Source organism: Metabacillus crassostreae (assembly GCF_016908395.1).
Lineage (GTDB): Bacteria > Bacillota > Bacilli > Bacillales > Bacillaceae > Metabacillus > Metabacillus crassostreae.
The window spans coordinates 108906-130254 of the sequence record NZ_JAFBDU010000010.1; the positions used below are offsets into that span (position 1 = coordinate 108906).

A 21349-nucleotide genomic window follows, 5' to 3' on the forward strand; every position below is an offset into this window, starting at 1 on the left:
TTTATTAATCGTTTCACCTGCTTTTTTTAATTATCCTTCTGTGGCTTCTTAACAGCTGTTAACCTTCTAAATGTATTAATAAGAGGTTTACGGTTCATACCAATTAAACCAACTAATTCTGCGATAAACTGAATCGCAAGCAATAAAATCATCATAAGAAGTAATGAAAGCCATAAAGTTGCATTTGAGAAAATTATTGCTGAAAAGCCAAAGCATGCGCTAAAGAAATAGATAATCAATACAGATGCTCTATGACTGAAACCAAGATCTACAAGGCAGTAATGTAGATGCAGTTTATCTGGAGCTGCAATACTTCGCTTATTTAAAAATCTCCTAATGATCGCAAATACTGTATCAAAAATCGGTACAGCTAAGACAATAATTGGAATAACAAAACTGAATAACGTAAGGTTTTTAAACAATCCTAACATTGAAATAATTGAGATTGAGTAACCTAAAAATAACGCTCCAGTATCACCCATAAATATTTTTGCTGGGTAAAAATTATGAACAAGAAACCCTAATGAACTACCAATTAATATTGTACATAACGCAATAACAACAATCTGAGAATCCGCAAATGCCATAATCAGAATGCTTGTCATGGCAATTGATGATACACCTGCTGCTAAGCCATCAAGTCCATCAATTAAATTAATAGCATTTGTAATCGCAACAATCCATAAAACAGTAACAGGGTAACTCCAAACACCCAATTGAACAGTTTCGAAAAATGGTACCGTGATTTTTTCTACCAGTAATCCTGATGATGCAACAACTATCGCTGCAATTAATTGACCTAAAAATTTATATCGTGCTGGTAATGTGAAGCGATCGTCCAGAATTCCAATCAAAATAATAATGAATGCCCCAATAATTACTTCATTCATATGCTGAGATTGGGGGTTTAAATATAGGAAACCAGCAATTACACCAATGAAAATGGCAAGTCCACCCATTCTCGGCATAATTTCCTTATGAATCTTACGTGTATTTGGTTGATCTGTAGCACCAATTTTAATCGCAATCTTCTTTACTAAAGGAGTAATAAAGACAGCAACAGCAAAGGATAGAATAAAAGCTACAATATAGTCAATATAAGAATGCATCGTTTACCCCCACTTTTGTGAGAAATTTACACTTCCTCCATCATAGCAAATTTTCTTTAACTTTCAATTGTTTTTTTCTTAATTATTATTAGCATGAACAAAAGGTCCAAAACATATTGAAAGATCAGGAGTAAGAAAAATTTACTATTTAAGAAGTTGTTTATAAAAAGCTAAAAGTTTTTTTTCTTCAAGATTCCAATTATATTTTGAGGTGAAAGCTTCCTTGCCACTTTCTCCTAACTCTATTACCTGTTTCGGATCCTCTAATAAAGTCAGAATAGCCTTTGCTATTGATTGTGGTCGTTCAGGATTTATCATTAATCCACTATTAGACGATTCTACCACTTTCCGATAATGAGGAAAATCAGAAGCAATCACTGCAACTCCTGCTGCCATATATTCAAAAAGTTTATTCGGTAAGCAAACTAAATGGTTTGGTACTGGTAAATAGGGAATAATACCAATAGATGCCTTGGCCAAGTGCTCTTCAATCTTTTCATATGGAACTTTACCCTTAAATACAACTTTATCTTTTAATCCATTTTCTAAAACAAGTTCATGAATTTTCTTTTCAAAGGCACTAGATTCAAAACTCCCAACAAATACAAGCTTAGCTTCTGACTTTAGCTTTGCAGCATGAGAAAATCCAACTATTAATTCTTCAATACCTCTAATTGGTGTAATACCCCCTAAATATAAGATATAATCCTTCTCCTTGTATCCTGACTTAATAGGAGGAAACATATCTGGTAGTGGATAGTTTTCAATTTTACATGAGGTATACCTTTGGTATCTTTCACCAACTTCTTCAGTTGTGTAGATCACACCTGATAGAATAGGTAATGATATTTTCTCGATCAATTCATAAACCAGTCTCACAGGATGCTTTATCCACTTTTTCAAATACTTCTTACTCATAATTGCATTAGGATAGTGTTCATGCACATCAAAAATGACTGGCTTCTTCGTAAAAATACGTAATAATACTCCAACAGGTAAAAGCTCTGGGTCGTGAAAATGATAGAGATCAGCCTTTGTTTTCTTTGCTAATTGAAAAACTGAAAATGCATGTAGAAATCTTTTCCACTCTTTTTTTGGTTTCTCTATTGGCACAAGCCGAATATCATCGTTTTCTATTTTTATTTCAGGCTTAGGTGCTAATAACGTCACATCATATCCTGCATTTTTTAATGATTTACATTGCTTATGGTATATTCGTCCATCATAAGCATGATGGACTGTCGTTAATACACAAATTTTCGTCATAATATCATATCCTTTTACATATCCAAGTTGTAACTTTTCCAATTATACTTTACACTATAATATTGATAATTCCTAATTTTTTTATGGAAAGGATCATCTATGAAAATAGTCTATATTACTCAGCATTTTCCACCTGAAATAGGTGCCGCACAAGGACGAGCTTATGATATGAGTTCAAATCTATCAAACTTGGGTCATGATGTACATGTCCTAACAACCTTCCCTAACTCACTGCCAATAAAAAAGGTATTTAAAAAAGAGAAGGTTAACCATTTAACAGTTTATCGTTCTTTTCGAATTAGAGATACGAAAACAAGCTCCATACGCAGACTAGCAAATTACTTGTCCTTTATGGTTTCAAGCTGTATATCTGGTTTATTCATAAAAAAACCAGATGTTATTTATGCGACATCTCCTCAATTATTTCAAGGAGTAACAGGATACTTTTTAAGCAGAGTACACAGAACAAAGTTCGTTTTTGAAATTCGTGATTTGTGGGTAGATTTTGCCGAACTTTTAGGACAGTTTAAAAACACAAAATTATTAAATCTCGCTCGCAAGCTTGAAAACTTTCTTTATAGAAAAGCAGACCATATTATAGTTGTGACACAAGGATACAAACAGCGCCTTATTGACCAAGGAATACCAGAAGAGAAAATTACCGTTGTGCCAAATGGAGTAAATCCTAATACATTAAACCAAATCACAACACAACCGTCATTATCAATAAAACAACAATACAATCTAGAAAATAAATTTCTTGTTCTTTATGCAGGAAACATTGGAGCTGCTCAAGGACTAGATACCATCATTTCTGCTGCAGACCAATTAAAAGATGACACCTCTATTACCTTTATGATTATTGGTGAGGGAGTGGAAAAACAATCATTAATTGATCGTGCAAAATCCCTTCAGCTGACAAATATTTTATTCGTCGACAGCAAAAAAAAGGAAGAGCTAACTAGCTACTATGAGGCAGCTGATATTGGAATTGTTTCACTTAAAAAACACCCTTTATTTGAAATAACAATTCCTTCAAAGGTATTTGATTACATGTCAATGTCAACTCCAGTCCTTATCGGTGTTAATGGTGAAGCAAGAGAAATTGTTGAGAAACATCATGCCGGTTTTTACTTCGAGCCGGAGAACCCAGATGATTTTATCAAAGCATTGAAATATGCTCAAGCTCATCCAGAAGAATTAAAAGACATTAGACTAAACGTTAAACATGAATTACTTCAATCATTCAATCGTGAGACACAGGCTATTAAATTATCTGATACTCTAAGAAATTTGACGAAATCCACTCGTAAAGAGTTGCAAAAAAAGACGACTAGTTTATAACACTAATCGTCTTTTTTATTATGGTTGAAATCTCTCTGGCTTTTCATCATGTTTGCCAAAATGCTGTAATATCGCTCTAACAATCCGGTTAGATGCATTTCCATCACCGTATGGGTTTGACGCTTTTGACATGCCTTCATACGCCTCTTTATTATTTAATAGCTCATACGCTAGTGAATAGATTGTTTCTTCATCTGTACCTGCTAGCTTTAATGTTCCAGCCTCAATACCTTCTGGACGTTCCGTTGTATCACGCAATACCAATACAGGGACTCCTAATGATGGCGCTTCTTCTTGTACCCCACCAGAATCCGTTAAAATAATATAAGCACGAGATGCAAAGTTATGGAAGTCATACACACCAAGTGGTTCAATTAAATGAATTCTAGAATCTTTGCCAAGAATTTCGTCTGCAACCTCACGAACTGCTGGATTTAAATGAACAGGATATACCACCTGGACATCCTCATGCTCTGTAACAAGACGCTTAATCGCACGGAACATGTTTCTCATTGGTTCCCCTAAATTTTCACGACGGTGAGCGGTTAGGAGAATCATTCTGTCAGAACCAACTTTTTCTAACACTTCATGTGAATAATCAGCTTTAACTGTTGTTTTTAATGCGTCAATTGCTGTGTTACCAGTAACATAGATTGTTTCTGCCTTCTTGTTTTCTTGAAGTAAATTCTGTTCAGACTTATCAGTCGGTGAAAAATGAAGATCTGCAATAACACCTGTAATTTGTCTATTTACTTCCTCAGGAAATGGTGAATATTTATTCCATGTTCTCAAGCCTGCTTCAACATGACCAACTGCAATTTGATTATATAATGCAGCTAAGCTAGCAACAAACGTTGTCGTTGTATCACCATGAACCAGAACAAGATCTGGCTTTACTTCCTTCATTACTTCATCTAAGCCTTCTAATGCACGTGTAGTAACACCTGTTAATGTTTGACGATCTTTCATAATATTTAAGTCATGATCTGGTTTTACCTCAAATAATTCTAGTACCTGATCTAGCATTTGACGATGCTGTGCTGTCACCGTTACAATGGACTCTATTTCTGCTGGAAATTTTTCTAATTCAAGAACAAGAGGCGCCATCTTTATTGCCTCAGGTCTTGTTCCGAAAATTGTCATAACTTTTATTTTACGATCCATTTTACTTATATCTCCTTTATTACATATCTATAATAAAACTAGCATATTTTAAGTTTTTCCACAAATTTCATTGCATCTAAGTCATTACTATACAGAAAAGTGGTGTTACAGTTAAAACACCACTTTCTAATCATTTACCTATTTATATTTTCTTATAAAACTCAACTAACTTCAAGCTTTCATCATCCCATGTAAGCTCTCTTTGTGCATTTAAACAATTCTTTTTAAAAATTTCATACTTATTTTCAATTTCATATATTCCATTAATAATTCCATTAACTGTTTCTTCTACTAAAACACCTGTTTTATATTCTTCAATGATAACTGATTTTCCAGGGTGATTTGAAGATACCGTAGGAATACCTGCTTGTATATATTCAAAAATTTTATTAGGTGTCGAGTAAAAGTTGTTCTTGGATATTTTCTCGTACATGACAAGTCCTATATGTGCCTGCTTCGTGTAATGTATCAATTCTTCTGATGGTACTTGATCGTGAAAGAAGACTTTTTTAGAAAGATTTAGCGCTTGTACTTGATCAATTAATTCACCTTTTAATACACCAGAACCAATTAATACCAACTTGTATTTATCAGGAAGTCTTGTTAGAGATTCTATGATTAACTTTAAGCCTCTATATTGAGAAAAGCCACCTTGATAAATTAAAATGACATCTTCATTATCAAATTTAAACTTCGATGCGAGTGATTTTATAGACGTATTCAATTCATCTTCGTTAATAATAGGTATATTTTGAACAAGCAAACTAGGCTTTTCACCATATCTATCAAATAAGTATTTCCTCAAATACGTATTTACCGTAATGAAAAAATCCACCTTCTGAAATAGAAATTTTTCAACCCGGTATCCAACAAACCGATCTAATTGATTACGCCCTGCCATTTCATTAAATATTTCATGTGAATCATAAACTAACTTACTTGAAAAATCATTTGCTAGCATTGATCCTTGCCATAATGTATTTAAATCATGACAGTGAATAACATCAATATTAATTCCCTTTACAGATAGTTTGACCTTTTTGTAAAATTCATAATAAGCTATATAGTCCTTCACAATCTTAACAAGAGGTCTTCGTGCTATCCAAACTAGAGTGGATTTTGCGTTAAAGTTGCTCTTACTTTTCCTATTACCTTCGCTTAATGTAATTGATGATTTCATACTCTTTACAGAAATCTTAATAGGTAAGATAGTAATGTTTTTATGTATAAAAGGAGCAGGCTCCTTATATTCCTTTACACAAGCTATAAAAACCTGATGTCCTGCTTCAGCTAATGCATGTGCCTCTCGCTTTACTCTTGCATCATAATGTATGTCTTTATATAAAAGCATCAATATATTCATTTAGAAGCACTACTCTTCATAAACGCATCGTATTCTTCAATAATAGGACCTGTCTCACCTGCTGCCTTTTGCTCTCCTAAGTGAATCCAAACTACTCGATCACATATGGATTTAACAAGATTAGATGAATGTGTTACAAGGATAACCGTTCGATCTTGTTTGATTTTCTCAGTTATGGCTTGTCTACATTTTTGTTGAAATGCAGCGTCTCCAACTCCTAATACTTCATCAATAAGAAGAATTTCTGGATCAAGAGATATGGCAGTTGCAAATGCTAGTCGTGATTTCATACCTGCAGAGTAAGTTCTCACCGGTTTATTTATAAAGTTTCCTAGCTCTGAAAACTCAATAATATCATCAATCTTTTCTTCGATAGACTTCTTTGTATGCCCTAATAATAATCCATTTAAATAAATATTCTCAATTCCAGGTAATTCAGGTTGGAAACCAGCCCCAAGTGAGAGCAACACTGGGTGTTGGTCATTATAAATATTAAAATTCCCTTTGTCAGGAGATATTAACCCACTTAGCAGCTTGAGAAGAGTACTTTTCCCAGATCCATTTCGTCCAATAATCCCGAGAACTTCACCTTTTTTCACTTCAAAGTTTAACCCCTTTAATGCCCAAAAGCGATCCTCTTTTTTATGAAGGTTAAATAGTTTTTTTAATGGTTTTTCTGTATATTCAGGATAAGAAACCCACAAGTCTTTTACTTCTATTATATTTTGAGTCATTAAATCACCTTTGCATATTCTTTTTCATTTTTGTTTAATAACCTTAATCCCAAATAAAGAATGAACACTGAAGCAAATGTCATAATAGACAATGGTAAAAATTCAGGTGGTCTTCCATAAATTAATATGTCGCGGTAAGATTCTAAAAATGTTGTAAATGGATTTAAATATAAATATGGAAGTAAACCTTGTGGCACATCTTTTAGTTCAAATAACACAGGAGATAAATATAACAATACTCTTGAAATATATTGCATCACATTTTTTACATCCTTAATAAAAACACCGAGATGAGCTAAAAAGATCATAACTCCCAACAAACAGAATGCATTCACTATAAAAATTAGAGGAAAATAAAGCACATTCCATGTTAAATCTACGCCATAAATGATTAAGAAGAGGAATAGCATCACTACACTAATAATATATTTAATACTATTAACTAACAATCTTACAATCAGAAAGATAACCTTAGGTACGTAAACTTGCTGTAAAATATTACCTTTAGAGGAAATAGCATTTGTTCCGTCAACTAAGGATGCTGTAACAAATTTAAGAGGAATTAATCCAGTAAAAATAATTAGTGGATAATCCGCTCCACCTCTCTCTAAGATTACAACAACTAACAAATAGAAAATAGCCATGTAAAAAATTGGGTCTATAATCCACCATAGAAAGCCGAAGTATGTTCTAGAGCTATTTGCCTTAAAGTCAGAAGTAGTTAAGTGATAAATGAGATCCTTATTCTTTTTTATTGCTTTAACTGTTTCAATAAACATATACGTTCTCCTAACCTGAACAAAGTTCCATCCTATTTATAATAAACCTTGATTAGTTTGCTTTCAAGCTTTCAAAATTAGACTGTATACGTGACATTTAAACAAACCATTATTCAAAGACTATTCATAAAGAGTAAAAGGCGACCATAAATAATATGGTCGCAGAATAAATCACATTTATTATTTATTATTGAACAAATTGATAAAGGTTGCCTAAATTAAAATAAGTAACTTCTTCTGGATAGTTTTTCACAATATTTTTCGTATCAAATATTTTCTTATCTGTCATTCCCGCTATATCTTCTAATTCTATTGTTTTAAATTCATTGTGGTCTGTTAAGACAAGAATTAAACTCGAGTCTTTAACAGCTCTTTTTATATCTTGCTCAACCCAGCTCTGCTTCACATGTGGGTCGTAAGCAGCAACTTCCTTAGCACCAGCTTCTCTTAGATGTTTATAAATTTCCATTGCTGGACTTTCACGGATATCATCCACATTTCCTTTATAAGTAAGACCGAATACCGTGATTTTTTTATCTTTTATTCCATTAAGAGACTTCACTACATTCTCAACAATGAATGAAGGCATAGAGACGTTTATGTCTCGTGCCTGATAAATAAGCTTCGCTTGATCTGGTGCTTCTGCAACAATAAAGTAAGGATCTACTGCTAAACAGTGCCCCCCAACGCCAGGCCCTGGTAAATGTAAATTTACTCGAGGGTGCTTATTTGCCATCTCAATTACATTCAGAGCATTAATTTCTAGCTTTGTACAAATCTTTACAAGTTCATTAGCTAAAGAGATGTTAACATCACGATACGTATTTTCCATTAATTTTGACATCTCAGCAGTTTTTGCATCTGTAATGATAAGTTCACCCTGAACAAATCTAGAATATACATCTGCCCCTGCTTTTTTACACGCTTCAGTTACACCACCAATAATTCGGTTGTTATGAACTAATTCATGCATAATTTGACCAGGCAGTACTCTTTCAGGACAGTGAACAAGGAATAAGTCTTCGCCAATTACAAATCCTGCTTTTTCTAGAAGAGGTTTTACGAAATCATCAGTAGTACGAGGTGCAATTGTAGATTCAATAATCACTGTATTGTTCTTCTCTAAATACGGGATGATATTTTCTACAGCACTCTGAACATACTTGAGGTCAATTGATTTATAAGTATCATCATTATTAGGAGTTGGAACAGCAATTATAAAAACGTCTCCCTTTTCTGGTGACGTAGATGCTTTAAATTTCCCAGAAACTATAACCTCATCTAAGGCTTCCTGTAACCCAGGTTCTTCTATATGAATTTGTCCACCGTTTAACTTATCTATTACATCTTGTTGTATATCTACTCCAAGTACATCTACACCATGCTTTGCAAACATAATGGAAGTTGGAAGTCCAATATAGCCTAGGCCAACTGTTACTAACTTCATATTTAATTTCCTCCAGTTTAAACGAAATGTAAAAATGTAAATTTGCTCTTTACCAACATTACATCTTACATAAATCCTTGTCAATATAGTAAATGTTACGTTTTTAAATCATTTTATAAATTAGTGATTTCAAGTAATTCACTTTCAATCATTTTGTTTTTACCACATTGATTTCGTACTCGCTGTGCTGCAGTACGTGATCTCTTAATAAATTCCTTCGGATTGTGATACATATGTTCTATTGCATTTGCTAGTCCAACAAAATCCTCTTTATCAGCAAGATAACCACATTTGTCATCAATAAACTCTGGTATAGCGCATATGGCATTTGTCACAGGAACTAAACCACTAGACATCGCTTCACCTAATGACACTCCTTGCGAGTCCATTCTTGATGGCCCTAAAAAGATACCATGTGATTTATGTTGCTTGGATATTTCTTCTTGTGATAGAAAATAATTATGCAGGTTTACATTTTTCAAATCTCGGATAGGTTGAACAACCTCTTCAAATAAAGGTCCTTCTCCATATATATCAAATATTAAATCATTGAATATATCCCTTTTTTTGAGCTCTAATATTGCTTTAACCACTAAATCATTAGCATATGTTCTCGATGAAAAAGGACGTATCGTTAAAATACGTTTTCTTTGCTCAGTTGGTTTTTCAACATAATCAAATAGCTCATCATCTATCAGATTGTGAATAATGGTGGCATTTTTCACAAAAGTGTTAGTATCTTTTTCAGCAACTTTTTCTTTATACCAATTAGACACAAATATAAATTTTATGTTTTCTTCTTCAGAATATAGCTTTTTTAGAAAATCTAACTGCTTTTGATTGTCTTCTGATTGTTTAAGAGCCATTCTCATGTTAGACATATCTCGGTAAAAATTAAACCACCGACGATACCATTTTGTAGTCTCATATCCATGTACCCAGACTAATTTTGGTTTATTAACTGCTGTAGACGCACAAACTGCACGATACATACGCTCATTAATAAAGTGAAATAAGATTTTCTTGTATGATTTATTGTCCAATAAACGAGTTAATTCACGTTCCCCACTAAGATAGACAGGAATTCCTTCATATTCATAGTAAGCAACACTTCCAGGATCTGTGTTTAACCTATATACCTCGACATTTATACCTTTTTTCTTGTAGCTTAAGACTCTTTTATGAACAAACATATTTTGATAATAATTATTTTTATCAGGATATGTGTTAGTAATAATAATATATTTAGAATCAGTATTCCTCAAAGCCAATTGTTTTTTATTTATTATTCTTGGCGAAGAAAAAGCCTCTAAAGAACATAATGTAATTTCCGCTTCTCCTGATCCAGAAATATGTAAGCCCATTGAATAACTAATAACCTCTTCAGGAAAATCCACAATCATCTCACAACCTAAAGGGTTATAAACACTAAATACTTGCTCATTATTTTTATCATAACCAACAATAACCTGCTTTATTTGGACGCTATTTTTTGTTTCACCATCCAATTTAGCTATATATGTATAATCAGAATGAATGGTGTCTAAAAAAATTCGTTTATTATCATAGTAGGTAATAATATGTGGCGATTCTTTCTTTTTTTGTATTGCTTCTATTAACAAACTATCCTCTATTACGAAAGAGACGTAATAAGGTGAGCTTACTTCAGACCAATTATCATCAATAAAATGTTGTATTGCCATTGATACCCCCCTATTTCCGAATTACTTTGATTAGATTATAGCTAATCTACATTTTTAACTTCTTTTTTGTATGTTTGAGTTTCTCATAATAGAGATCAATATCCTATGTAGGTATCTTCCCCACTATTTCCCACTAGGAATCACATTCTATGATCTAGAATCAATGGAAGTGTTCCATCCTTCAAAAAAATTTATTAATCTTCTTTCTGACTAACCACCATTTCTTCTGAATTCTTCCTAATTTCGATTTTTCCAATTTACTATACCTATCTTTAAGTAACTTGAGTTCTAATAATAACTTATCATTCATTACTTCCAGTTCATTAATTGTGTTAACAAAAAGTTTACCTTTTAATATTCCAGAAGCTTTTAATTCCTTATACATTGAGAGATTTCCACTCCCAGACTTTTCTTTATCTTTACCCGCACTATCAACTTCATCAACAATATGACTGAGTATTTCTTTAAATTCTTGTTCCATTTCTACTTTATCTTCAATTAAACGTTCATTTAGACGTTTTAACTCATAATATTTATCTTCAAATCTATCCATCTTCTCCTCCTAATGAATTTTCCAAAAGAATTATCATGTATTAGTAAATATGCCTAAATAAACACATGGTCAATCAAGAAAAAACAGGAAAGCTATGAAAAAATCCATAACTACCTGTTTTCCCTTAAGTGAACCTTAATGTTTAAATTTCTTATTCATTAGCTGTGTATACACTTCAGCTGCTGCTTTAAAATCATTAAGTGGTGTTAAATATTCCACATGATCACTTTCACTAAGAATACTACCCTCTTCATATATACCCCAAATTTCCGAGCCACTTCCACTATAATCGCTTAGTTTCGAAGGAAGATAAGGATTTATATCCTTATTATCTAAAGTAGTAGAATCATTAACGATTAAACAATCAAACTGTGTGCAAAGATTTAGGAATTTGTAAAAATCTACATATCCATTCACAATAATATTATCCTCTAAAAGATCACCTTTTAGAGAATATTCTAATTCCTGTGGCTTTGATGTGAAAACATGTACAAGTATCCTTTGTCTCACATTATCTCCTGTCAATTTCAAACCCTCAAAAATGTCATTTAAATTTCGTTTACTATAAAAATTACCAAAGTATGCAAGGTTAACATGGTCATCTGAAATTAATGGATAATCCACCTCTTCCAAATGATAATATCGTTCTGGCAGAGTTGGATGAGGTGCAATTATTGCCTTTTTCTTGATAATTTCTTTTACTTCATTTATTGGGAAAACGTCCATCATATATTTCAACTGATGCTTATTGGTAAATATAAGCTCATCAGCAAATACATATGGCAAATATTCGCACCAAAAAAATAAGTTATCTGTATTCCCCGCAGGCATACCTTCTTTTTTCACGCTTGTTTCGAGACTCTTAATATATTGATTATCTGCTATATCAACTTGTCTCTTCTTCGCTTCGATATCAAAAAGTAAAGGATCAGAGAATTCTGCAATCCACCTTGACTCAGGATATTGGCGCTTATATTGATAAGCAAGAAAATGTGATGCTGGCCATAAAGCACGACTAACGACTTCTTTATAAGCTCCTCTACCCTTTACTTTCTCTTCTATTTCCTGCATACCCATCTCTATAAACGCTTTTATATCTCTCCAATTTGAAAAGCTTGTAGGAGAATTAATAGGCATTCTACTATTAATTAAGTCATCAACCATTTTATTTAATGTATAGCTTTTTGATCTAGCACTGTCCATCGTATTATAAATAACATCTGAGACCTTAGAAGCTTCCCTCATTCGTTTTGCCATAACATTTCCTGAAGTATCGTTATATGGCGGAAAACAATAAGAGATAACTAAACGCTCAACTCGTTTTTCATTTAATAGGTGATAAGGGAAATAAGTAAAATATCTTAAAGTCAGTTCTTCCATAATTTCACCATATTGATTTTGATGCTCTTCGTAATATTTCTTAATGAAAGAGCTTTGCGCAAGAATTTTCCGTTCAATAAACCCTCGCTTCACAGGAGCTAATTCATCAACTGATAGTAATTCATTTAACTTTCCAATTACATCTGCTCGTTGAACAACATTAAAGTCAAATGTCATTTTTTGACGGGAAACTGAATTATCTCTTAAAACACGATAGTAAATCACTTTCTTAGCAATAGGTGCCACTACATATTTAAAGTCATTCTTTATAACTAAATCTGTAAAAAATGCAACATCTTCACCACTACGAAGCGTTTCATCAAAACGAAATTGTTGTAAAGACATTGTAGGGATAAGCTTACAAGCATTGATAGTTAACACCATATTTAATTTATTATATGGATGTTGCCTGCTTATAACTGATTTTAAAATTTGACGGTTCAAGGGGTTTGATGATTGAATTTTCCCATCTACTTCTACATTATGGATTTGTGATATAACGATTGTATTTAAATCTGATAATCTATACATTTCTTCTAAAAAGTTTTCTGATAGGTAATCATCATCATCAACAAATGTACAATACTGACGTGATGCTAGTGAGATCCCTTTATTCCTAGCTACAGAAGCTCCTGCCTCATCCATAACAATTATTTTTATATTTGTCATTTTATTTGTTTCAGCAAAGTCTTTAATGACTTCTTCAGTATTATCTTTTTCACCATTTATAACAATAATAACTTCAAATAATGACTGATTAAGTGTTTGTCGTGCTAACGATTCTAGACATCCTTTAATCACATCTTGACCTTTATAGGTAGGAATTATAATACTAATTCCTTCACTATATAGAGGGTTCTCGTTAGAACGCAAAATATCATCAGGGGTTTTGTACCCTAATTTCTTTGCACGTGTAAACCTTACCTTATCTAATCGTTTCAGCAATTCCTCTTTAAGCATTATTTCTTACCTCTTCCAGCTAGTTTTTTCCTCAGCCACCAGTATCTGATTTGAAGTCTACCAAGCCTTGATCGTTTTAAAGCATTATATCTATGCTCCATGTTTCCGATCTCTTTTGTAAGATCCTCTATTTTGTATGCTTTTGCGATTGCACTTTTTAATGCTTCTTCTTCTCGATTCAGAAGCTCAATCACTTCGAATTGAAGCTGTCGAATATATTCATCTTTTTTTATAACTGATGAGTTTAGTTCATTAAACAAAAGCTCCTTTTTCTGCAGCTCTCTTAATCGTTCTTTATTATCAGAGTTTCCTCTAGTATAGTCATTAATCTTATTTACATAATCACGTTCTATTTGATAAAACGCATCCTCTAACTGACTTACAGAGTGTTTTGAATAGATATTTGGTTGTAAATCGTTATCATCAGAAACAGAACACATTACTCCAATCCATTTCCCTAAATAATCGACTGCTTCAACCTTGAAAAATGGTACTAGTTGCTCTACAAGATTTGAATAGTAATATGTTTGTTTATGATCAATGAAATCGTTAATACCAAATGGCACAGTAACAATCAATTTACCATTTAATTTCAGGTGACTTTTTATTTTTTGTAAGAAATGTTCAGGATTACCAATATGCTCAAGTACTTCTGTTAATAAAATTGTATCATATTCATGTTTAAGCAAATTATCAGTCATAAAATTCGCTAATCTAAAAGTGACTAATTCTTTTACTGATGAATGCTCTTTTTCAAGTTCTTTCTCAGCATATTTAATTGATTCCTTAGAAAGATCAATAGCATCTACATTTTTCCCTTCGCGACCTAGTAGGATTGATGCTATCCCCTGTGAACACCCAATATCAAGTACATTTTTACCTTCAACTTGTTTTACAATCCAGTTAATTCTTTCTCTTGTTTTTCCACTAAAATCTGTTCCCAATTCCCCATAATAGGCTTGAGTAACACGATCTATAGAAATATCTCTCAAAATAACTCCTCCACAATTCAAGGTATTTTGTTTAAAATTTTTTCAATATGTATCTCATTATTCATTATTAAGCTTCACCTATTATATCGAAAAATGTCTATTATCAACAACCTTAAAAATTGTTTATGTTACTTTTTCTAAATTTTTTTTGCTAGCCTAACAATTAATAAGCTAGGCGATATGTTAAATCGATTAAAACCTTAATGTTTTGAATCATTAAGATGTCTATACATTCATATAACATCCTATACAAAAAAATCTAACTAAAAAACTAGCACAATTATCCTGTGCTAGTTTCAAAACCATCATTTTCCATTTTTCCACTTATAAAAATCATTAATCCCATTTGCAATAGCAGTAGCTGTCTTATCTTGACCTGATTCCGTTTTGAATATATTTGCATCCTCAGGATTAGAAATAAAGCCCATCTCAATCAATACTGATCGTGTATAGTTTTTATCAATAACATAAAAATCATTTTTCTTAGTTCCACGATCATCAGTTTTAATTGCTTCTACTAATCGATTTTGTATAAAAGCAGCAAGTTTATCACTATCAGCTTTCTCCGCAGGAGTTAAAGATTTTGCTGAAACAGTAGAATACGTTTCTGTTCCATCAACATCTGGGTTTGTAACAGCATTCATATGCAAACTAATAAAAACACCAGGGCTTAGATTATAGGCAAACTCAGTGCGTTCATTTAAAGCAAGAAATACATCCTCTGTTCTTGTTAGATGAACCTCGTAACCCATATTACTAAGTTTACTAGCTGTTCTTTTCCCCATAGTAAGGTTAACATCTGATTCTCTTAAACCATTTCCAATTGCTCCAGGATCTTTACCACCATGACCTGGATCAATGACAATAATCTTACTAAGTGGTGTATCCTTTGCCACTTTTTCTAAAGTTAAATATCTACTTGAAACATAACCTGTTTTGCCATTATATCGAACCAAAACCCAATCTTGAAATAACTCAGCTCGATTAAGAACTGTAACTTCTTCACCTTTAGCTATTGATAAGATTCTGTTTGACTTGGCACTTTTCTTTTGCCTTAATTCTAAAATCTCACGTGCATAATAAAATGGTTTATTAACAATGTCAGAGGCTTTTATATAGCCGTCTTTACCATTATATTCTGAAACAACTGCCCAACCGTTTTTTATACTACCAATCTGAATTTTTACAGGATCATTCTTTTTGATTGTTCCCATGACTCCTGTACTTGTATTCGTTGAAGAATAAATATTCGTTGTTTTATTAGCATAATAGATGAAGTGACCTGGTTTCTCATTTGAAATATAATCATAAGGTGCATAGCCCTTGATCCCCTTATATTCTATCCTACTCCACCCATTAATTACACTGCCTTTTTTCACTTTCACTTGAGCATTTGTTGGCACATTTACCAATGATTTTGAAGTGTTTCTAGCCTCAAATAATTTGAAGTCTCTATTTGCATAATACGTAAAATAAACAGGCGCCCTATTAGTTAGCTTGCTATAATCAGAATAATAATTATTCCCGCTGATTTTAACCTCTACCCATCCATTATCTACTGTTCCCTTTTTCACTCTAACAAGAGTATCTTCTCCTAGTGAACCTTTTAATTCTGAACTTGTACTCTTACTAGAATAATAATTTACAGCCTGTTCTACATAATAGTTAAAATAGATTGGCTTCTTGCTAGATATATTGTTATATGGAGCATATCCTTTTACACCATTATATTCAATTCTGCTCCACCCATTAATTACACTGCCTTTTTTAACTTTAACTACTGCTTCATAAGGAACTTGAAGCTTTGGAGTTTTAGTATGTCTTTCGTTATATAAGGTAAAGTCATTTGTAGAGTAATATGTGAAGTATGTTGGTGCTTTAGGCGTAACTTTATTATATTCAACATAATATTTTTGCCCTTTAAATTTGATTTCAACCCAATCGTTTATAACTGTTCCCTTGGCTACAGGAATGATAGCATCTTCAGCGATAGATCCAAACCTTTTTGATTTTAAAGATCGATCTGCATAAAAGCTGACTGCTTCTTTGGCATAATATTGAAAATAAACTGGATGAGTAGGTTTTTTGTTAACAATATTGCTATATTGAGCATATACTTTCTTTCCATTCACAATTATTTCTGCCCATCCATTTATTATGCCTCCCTTTTTAACAGCAAAGGCACTTTGGAATGGCACTCTTCCCGCAGAGGGATATTGGGTACCTCTACCTGTTCGAGCAACAAAATCATTTTTTGCATAATACGTAAAATAGACGTCTGAAGCTTGAACTGATCGAGCTGATTCAAAGCTTGTAAATCCTGTTATCATTAATAGAGTAACTAGGATACTTATGATGAGTTTTTTCATTGATGTTCAGCCTCCTTTATTTCTATGAATATTTTCAATAATAGGTCAACCTTTTCACATATAGGTATTTTGACTTATACAAAACTATCTACTTTTTATTATCTTTTTCTAGCACCATACAAATATACTATTTCATGATATTTTTCTCAATAGAATATTGAAGATATAAGAAAAAATGGGAGAAATATCACAATTTTTGTCGATATAGAGCTTTGGTGCCTGTTTCAACTTTCTAGTTTGATGTGATGAAGTGTTTAATATTAATTAGGTACTTTACGATAAAAAAGCAGACAATAAATAAAAAAAAACCTGTTAAAGAACTGCATTTTTGCAATCTTATAACAGGTTTTTATGCTTATGAAGTTAAGCAGCATTTTTTTCTTTCGTATCTTTAAATCTTCTTGTTTTATCCCATTCAATAGTATTATTTTTAATTCGATTTATTGTGTAGGAATAAAAGCTCTTTGTTAATAAAATTAAAAATAACTGAGCATAGGTGAAGTACATGATAATTCCTACTATTACATTATAGGGTGAAGTTGTTTTATCTAGTACCATGCTACTAAGAATTTGAAAAGAATAGACAACATAACTCATAAACCAAAACATAAGTAAAGGTGAGTCTACCTTTGGTAGGTCAAACCCAATAAGGCTTAGTACAAACCAGGTATTGGAAAACAATAAGAAAAAGACGAAAAATAAGTACGTCAGAACGTGCTGAAAGCTATGGAAGAATGTTCTACCTTTCCAAAAGCTAAAGTCCTTAAATGTTTTTTCAAGGATATAGATATTTCCAATTAGCCATCTGGTTCTTTGACGGATAAACACTTTAATATCCTCTGGTTCTTGCTCCCAAGTTTTAGCATCGTGAACAACAGGAAGGGTAAAACCTTTAGATGTTACTCGTATAGTTAATTCTGAGTCTTCTGCTAGAGCATAAGGGTCATAACCACCCATTTCTTCTAATATACTTCGTTTTAATAGCATATTCGTGCCAGCAAGGGTTCCTAGCCGGAATAAAGTCCAACGTCCAGACTGCATTAGAAGTTGAAATACCTGAAACTCTATAGCAATCATTCTAGTTAATAAATTTTTATTTGCATTAATGGTTTTGACATAACCTACAGCTCCAGCTGCATTAGAAGTAGTTTCTGCCTTTTCAACTAATAACTTTACTGCTTGTGGCTCTGGTTGATTATCTGCATCATAGACTAAGAAATAATCAGATTGAGAGATAGATAGACCGTAATTTAAAACCCTTGATTTTCCCTTAGGACTACCTGGAGGTACTTTAACATAGTGAATCCTCTTATATAGGTTTTCATAGGAACTAGCTATCTCTTCCGTATTATCAGAGGAAGCATCATCTAATACATAGATGTTAAGCTCACCTGGATAATTAATTTTTGACATTGCGTGAAGGGTATCTGCAATAACAAGGCCTTCATTATGCGCAGGAATGAGAATGGCTACAGAAGGATAGCTCTCTAGTTGCTTAATCTTACTCTTTTGTAGACGATGATAAACGCCTGCGACTGCTAATATTGAGTAATAGAATAATAGGATCCAAAAAAAACTCATTACAACTAAAAGTAAAATTTTCATATTGTAGTCACCTTTATATGTTAGTTTGTTTTTTGAATCGCCTCTACCGTATCTACTAAAGTAGCTTCAAAAGAAACTGGAATAGTTAAAAACTCTCCTTTAATGTTTTCTTTTAGACGTTCAATAAAAACATCGGTACCTTCTTTATTAGTATTTTGTAGAAAGATAAGTAGCTGCTCATTTCCATACTTCGTAATTAAATCATAATTTACTCGAAGTGTATCTAAGGCAATGTTAGCTACCGACTGAATTACTGATTTATTGGTGGTTTTATCATCTAAAGGTTTTATTTTTAATAAATAGGAATGTTCTTTCCTTCTGTTTGACCCCGTTAGCAAAACTCTAGCTTGACTTATAAATTCATTTGTTGAAAGAAGGTTAGGAATTTCCGCATACTTTTCCAGGTCCTTAACCTTTAGTTTTAAAATCATGACTTCCTCGATGATTTTCTTCAAGCGGTCATACATAAGCCATAGAAGGAAAAGGCTAGTAGTTAAGAGTAAGTGCAAGATGATAAAAATAAATTGTGAATTAAAAGAAAATCCAGTTAAGTAACAATAAAAGGTTAACCCGAATCCATAAAAGATGCTGATCAATAACAAAACGATGAAGCTATTTGAGCTTCGACTAACTAGTAAAATAACAATGTACAACAACGTAATTGAATAATTTAACCAAGCCTTTTCTGTAGGTAGTACAAAAAGTGAAAGTAATTGAACAAAGAGAAAGAGAGCGATAAACCACAAAATTGAATTAAGACTCTTTTTCAGGACAGCCACCTCATTAGGTAAATAGTTCTTAAGAACTATCAACATTTTTTATACTATAATACCACCACTAAAAAATTTGTCTATAATTTTTTGGAAGACCAGTATTATTATTTCCCTTTTTCTAAAGTAATTCCAAATGTTATCTTATGGGTTTTAGAAAAAGCAATAATAAATGGTAATAACATGCAAAAAATATAGTGTTATATCTAAATAATTTTAAAGTATTCACCGAGCTGAATGGATTGAAAGTAAGCAATTCACCCATTTCTTAGCAATAGTAGCAATTAAACTGCTATTTTTATTATAATTTATAGGATAAGTTCAATCCTTTTAAAGATATACTTGTTAAGTTACAGTTTAATATAGGAAATATTTATATCCAAAAACTCATCATTTGAAATGAGGTAACAAAGTCGATGAAGAAAACCTACTTTTTAAGTCTGTTAATGTTAGTAACAATTATTACTGTTGGTTTCTACACATTGAAGATTCAACAACTGAAGGGTTCGAATTCTACAGAGCACTTTATTGAAACACACTTCTTAAATGAAAGTGGTACAATCGCTACGTATATTCGAGAGGAACCAGGTTATGTAGAGGAGGATTGGGCAGCGAGGGGACAAGAAGCACTAAGCGAAAGTACAGGTTTATATTTAAGCTATCTTTTATTAACAATGAATAGGTCTGAGTTTAAAGCTCAGGTAGATATTCTGAAGAAACACTTTCTAAACGAAGAAGGTTTTATATACTGGAAGGTGGGCGCACAAGGTGAGAAAATATCCTCTTCTAATGCACTAATTGATGACTTGCGTATCATGAAGACATTATACTTTGCTAGTGAAACGTTTTCGAATAAGACCTATTATGAATTAGCAGAGCGCATAAAAGATTTTATCATTCATAACCAGATTAACCAGGGTTATTTAGTAAGCTTCTATGAGCAAGATTATAATTTAGCTTCTAATGAGATTATGCTTTCTTACATTGATTTAGAAGCGCTAGATTATTTCCCTAGGGAAATAACTAAAAAACTAGAGACCCTTTTGTTAGAACATGAGAATTCTATCTTTTATCCACAACGATTTAATGTAACTACCAGTGAATTTATATGGAACGAGGAGGTTCACTTAGTTGATCAAATTCTCATAGCGCAGCAATTACAGCTATTAAATGGGAATGTGGAACCTTTTGTGGATTTTATTCGGGAAAGCTTTAAGAAGGATGGGAGGATTTATGGGAAGTATGATAGAATAAGTCAAAATCCTACTGTTGAATATGAATCTACAGCTGTCTACGGATTGTTGATATCCTTTTTTATGTCTATTGACAAAGAGTTTTCCCGAGAGTTATACGAAAGGCTTATACAATTTAAAAATGAAGATGGGGGCTATACAGTAGGTGAAAATGCCCACTTTTTTGATAATATCCTTCCATTACTAGCAGAAAGTTTATTACATTAGTAGTCTAATAGTTTAATCATGCTAAAGAGGTAAAAAAGTAAAGGCACGTAGAGGTGCCTTTTTATTTCAACGATGGACCTGTTATAGAGAACCATTACAAGTAGAAAATGAAGAATTCAATTTTAACCTAGAAAGTTTATAAATTTAACTTTGATTGCTGACAGTATAAATATACTTTGTATTTGTTCTATTCTTATGAATATATGTACCGTGCTTTAGTTTAACTAGACCATTATAAAAAAGCTTGAGGTTTGTTTAAAGTGTACCCTTTGTAAAGGACATTTTAAAAAAGACTAGGCTGCATTCAGAAGATGATCTCTGTATTGAACAGGGGTCATCTTTTTTAGATTC

The 21349-nt window shown here is 32.4% G+C and carries 16 protein-coding genes; 2 read left to right on the forward strand and 14 right to left on the reverse strand.

Features of this window, described 5'->3' with window-relative positions; genetic code table 11:
• Positions 1 to 26: 26 nt before the first annotated feature.
• Positions 27 to 1109, reverse strand: a complete 1083-nt coding sequence (locus JOC75_RS21020; RefSeq protein ID WP_204955932.1) for a glycosyltransferase family 4 protein — start codon at positions 1107 to 1109, stop codon at positions 27 to 29.
• A gap of 144 nt (positions 1110 to 1253) precedes the next feature.
• Entirely contained in the window at positions 1254 to 2417 is a 1164-nt protein-coding gene (locus JOC75_RS21025; protein WP_204955933.1) for a glycosyltransferase family 4 protein, read from the reverse strand.
• Between the two features lie 57 nt (positions 2418 to 2474).
• Between JOC75_RS21025 and JOC75_RS21030 the strand changes: the two genes are divergently transcribed.
• Positions 2475 to 3719 (forward strand): glycosyltransferase family 4 protein, encoded by a 1245-nt coding sequence (locus JOC75_RS21030; protein ID WP_204955934.1) that lies wholly within the window; start codon positions 2475 to 2477, stop codon positions 3717 to 3719.
• A gap of 18 nt (positions 3720 to 3737) precedes the next feature.
• On the opposite strand, the gene wecB is transcribed toward JOC75_RS21030, so the two are convergent.
• The 12 genes from wecB to JOC75_RS21090 form a co-directional block, all read right to left on the reverse strand.
• Positions 3738 to 4883 carry a non-hydrolyzing UDP-N-acetylglucosamine 2-epimerase gene (gene wecB, locus JOC75_RS21035; protein ID WP_204955935.1) on the reverse strand — a complete coding sequence of 382 codons (1146 nt, stop codon included), beginning with the start codon at positions 4881 to 4883 and terminating at the stop codon, positions 3738 to 3740.
• Positions 4884 to 5025: 142 nt separating this feature from the next.
• On the reverse strand, positions 5026 to 6246 hold the full coding sequence (locus tag JOC75_RS21040; protein WP_204955936.1) for a glycosyltransferase: 1221 nt from the start codon (positions 6244 to 6246) through the stop codon (positions 5026 to 5028).
• Positions 6243 to 6980: an ABC transporter ATP-binding protein gene (locus JOC75_RS21045; RefSeq protein WP_204955937.1), complete on the reverse strand. Its 738-nt coding sequence runs from the start codon at positions 6978 to 6980 to the stop codon at positions 6243 to 6245. The genes JOC75_RS21040 and JOC75_RS21045 overlap by 4 nt, the downstream gene beginning before the upstream one ends.
• Positions 6980 to 7759 carry an ABC transporter permease gene (locus tag JOC75_RS21050; protein WP_204955938.1) on the reverse strand — a complete coding sequence of 260 codons (780 nt, stop codon included), beginning with the start codon at positions 7757 to 7759 and terminating at the stop codon, positions 6980 to 6982. Before JOC75_RS21050 ends, JOC75_RS21045 begins: the two co-directional genes overlap by 1 nt.
• 187 nt (positions 7760 to 7946) lie before the next feature.
• Entirely contained in the window at positions 7947 to 9206 is a 1260-nt protein-coding gene (locus JOC75_RS21055) for a nucleotide sugar dehydrogenase (protein ID WP_204955939.1), read from the reverse strand.
• 113 nt (positions 9207 to 9319) lie between these two features.
• Entirely contained in the window at positions 9320 to 10909 is a 1590-nt protein-coding gene (locus tag JOC75_RS21060; protein ID WP_204955940.1) for a glycosyltransferase family 4 protein, read from the reverse strand.
• Between the two features lie 181 nt (positions 10910 to 11090).
• The gene (locus tag JOC75_RS21065; protein WP_204955941.1) at positions 11091 to 11462 is read right to left on the reverse strand and encodes a hypothetical protein; all 372 of its coding nucleotides are present in this window, start codon (positions 11460 to 11462) and stop codon (positions 11091 to 11093) included.
• Between the two features lie 135 nt (positions 11463 to 11597).
• Positions 11598 to 13802: a glycosyltransferase gene (locus tag JOC75_RS21070; RefSeq protein WP_204955942.1), complete on the reverse strand. Its 2205-nt coding sequence runs from the start codon at positions 13800 to 13802 to the stop codon at positions 11598 to 11600.
• Positions 13802 to 14794, reverse strand: a complete 993-nt coding sequence (locus JOC75_RS21075) for a methyltransferase domain-containing protein (RefSeq protein WP_204955944.1) — start codon at positions 14792 to 14794, stop codon at positions 13802 to 13804. The genes JOC75_RS21070 and JOC75_RS21075 overlap by 1 nt, the downstream gene beginning before the upstream one ends.
• Before the next feature lie 305 nt (positions 14795 to 15099).
• Entirely contained in the window at positions 15100 to 17163 is a 2064-nt protein-coding gene (locus JOC75_RS21080) for an N-acetylmuramoyl-L-alanine amidase (RefSeq protein ID WP_204955945.1), read from the reverse strand.
• Between the two features lie 363 nt (positions 17164 to 17526).
• Positions 17527 to 18768 carry a glycosyltransferase family 2 protein gene (locus JOC75_RS21085; RefSeq protein WP_204955947.1) on the reverse strand — a complete coding sequence of 414 codons (1242 nt, stop codon included), beginning with the start codon at positions 18766 to 18768 and terminating at the stop codon, positions 17527 to 17529.
• 20 nt (positions 18769 to 18788) lie between these two features.
• A complete protein-coding gene (locus JOC75_RS21090) occupies positions 18789 to 19583 on the reverse strand; it encodes a nucleotidyl cyclase domain-containing protein (protein ID WP_204955948.1) in 795 nt (264 codons plus the stop codon).
• A 371-nt stretch (positions 19584 to 19954) separates the two neighbouring features.
• On the opposite strand from JOC75_RS21090, the gene JOC75_RS21095 reads away from it, so the two are divergent.
• A complete protein-coding gene (locus JOC75_RS21095; RefSeq protein WP_204955949.1) occupies positions 19955 to 20998 on the forward strand; it encodes a prenyltransferase/squalene oxidase repeat-containing protein in 1044 nt (347 codons plus the stop codon).
• Positions 20999 to 21349 lie beyond the last annotated feature (351 nt).

What these genes read in the sequence shown, in the direction of transcription:
- wecB (WP_204955935.1), bottom strand. Translation starts at nt 4,883, where the DNA reads ATGGATCGTAAAATAAAAGTTATGACAATTTTCGGAACAAGACCTGAG.
- JOC75_RS21060 (WP_204955940.1), bottom strand. Translation starts at nt 10,909, where the DNA reads ATGGCAATACAACATTTTATTGATGATAATTGGTCTGAAGTAAGCTCA.
- JOC75_RS21040 (WP_204955936.1), bottom strand. Translation starts at nt 6,246, where the DNA reads ATGAATATATTGATGCTTTTATATAAAGACATACATTATGATGCAAGA.
- JOC75_RS21065 (WP_204955941.1), bottom strand. Translation starts at nt 11,462, where the DNA reads ATGGATAGATTTGAAGATAAATATTATGAGTTAAAACGTCTAAATGAA.
- JOC75_RS21080 (WP_204955945.1), bottom strand. Translation starts at nt 17,163, where the DNA reads ATGAAAAAACTCATCATAAGTATCCTAGTTACTCTATTAATGATAACA.
- JOC75_RS21055 (WP_204955939.1), bottom strand. Translation starts at nt 9,206, where the DNA reads ATGAAGTTAGTAACAGTTGGCCTAGGCTATATTGGACTTCCAACTTCC.
- JOC75_RS21050 (WP_204955938.1), bottom strand. Translation starts at nt 7,759, where the DNA reads ATGTTTATTGAAACAGTTAAAGCAATAAAAAAGAATAAGGATCTCATT.
- JOC75_RS21085 (WP_204955947.1), bottom strand. Translation starts at nt 18,768, where the DNA reads ATGAAAATTTTACTTTTAGTTGTAATGAGTTTTTTTTGGATCCTATTA.
- JOC75_RS21030 (WP_204955934.1), top strand. Translation starts at nt 2,475, where the DNA reads ATGAAAATAGTCTATATTACTCAGCATTTTCCACCTGAAATAGGTGCC.
- JOC75_RS21045 (WP_204955937.1), bottom strand. Translation starts at nt 6,980, where the DNA reads ATGACTCAAAATATAATAGAAGTAAAAGACTTGTGGGTTTCTTATCCT.
- JOC75_RS21070 (WP_204955942.1), bottom strand. Translation starts at nt 13,802, where the DNA reads ATGCTTAAAGAGGAATTGCTGAAACGATTAGATAAGGTAAGGTTTACA.
- JOC75_RS21090 (WP_204955948.1), bottom strand. Translation starts at nt 19,583, where the DNA reads ATGTTGATAGTTCTTAAGAACTATTTACCTAATGAGGTGGCTGTCCTG.
- JOC75_RS21095 (WP_204955949.1), top strand. Translation starts at nt 19,955, where the DNA reads ATGAAGAAAACCTACTTTTTAAGTCTGTTAATGTTAGTAACAATTATT.
- JOC75_RS21020 (WP_204955932.1), bottom strand. Translation starts at nt 1,109, where the DNA reads ATGCATTCTTATATTGACTATATTGTAGCTTTTATTCTATCCTTTGCT.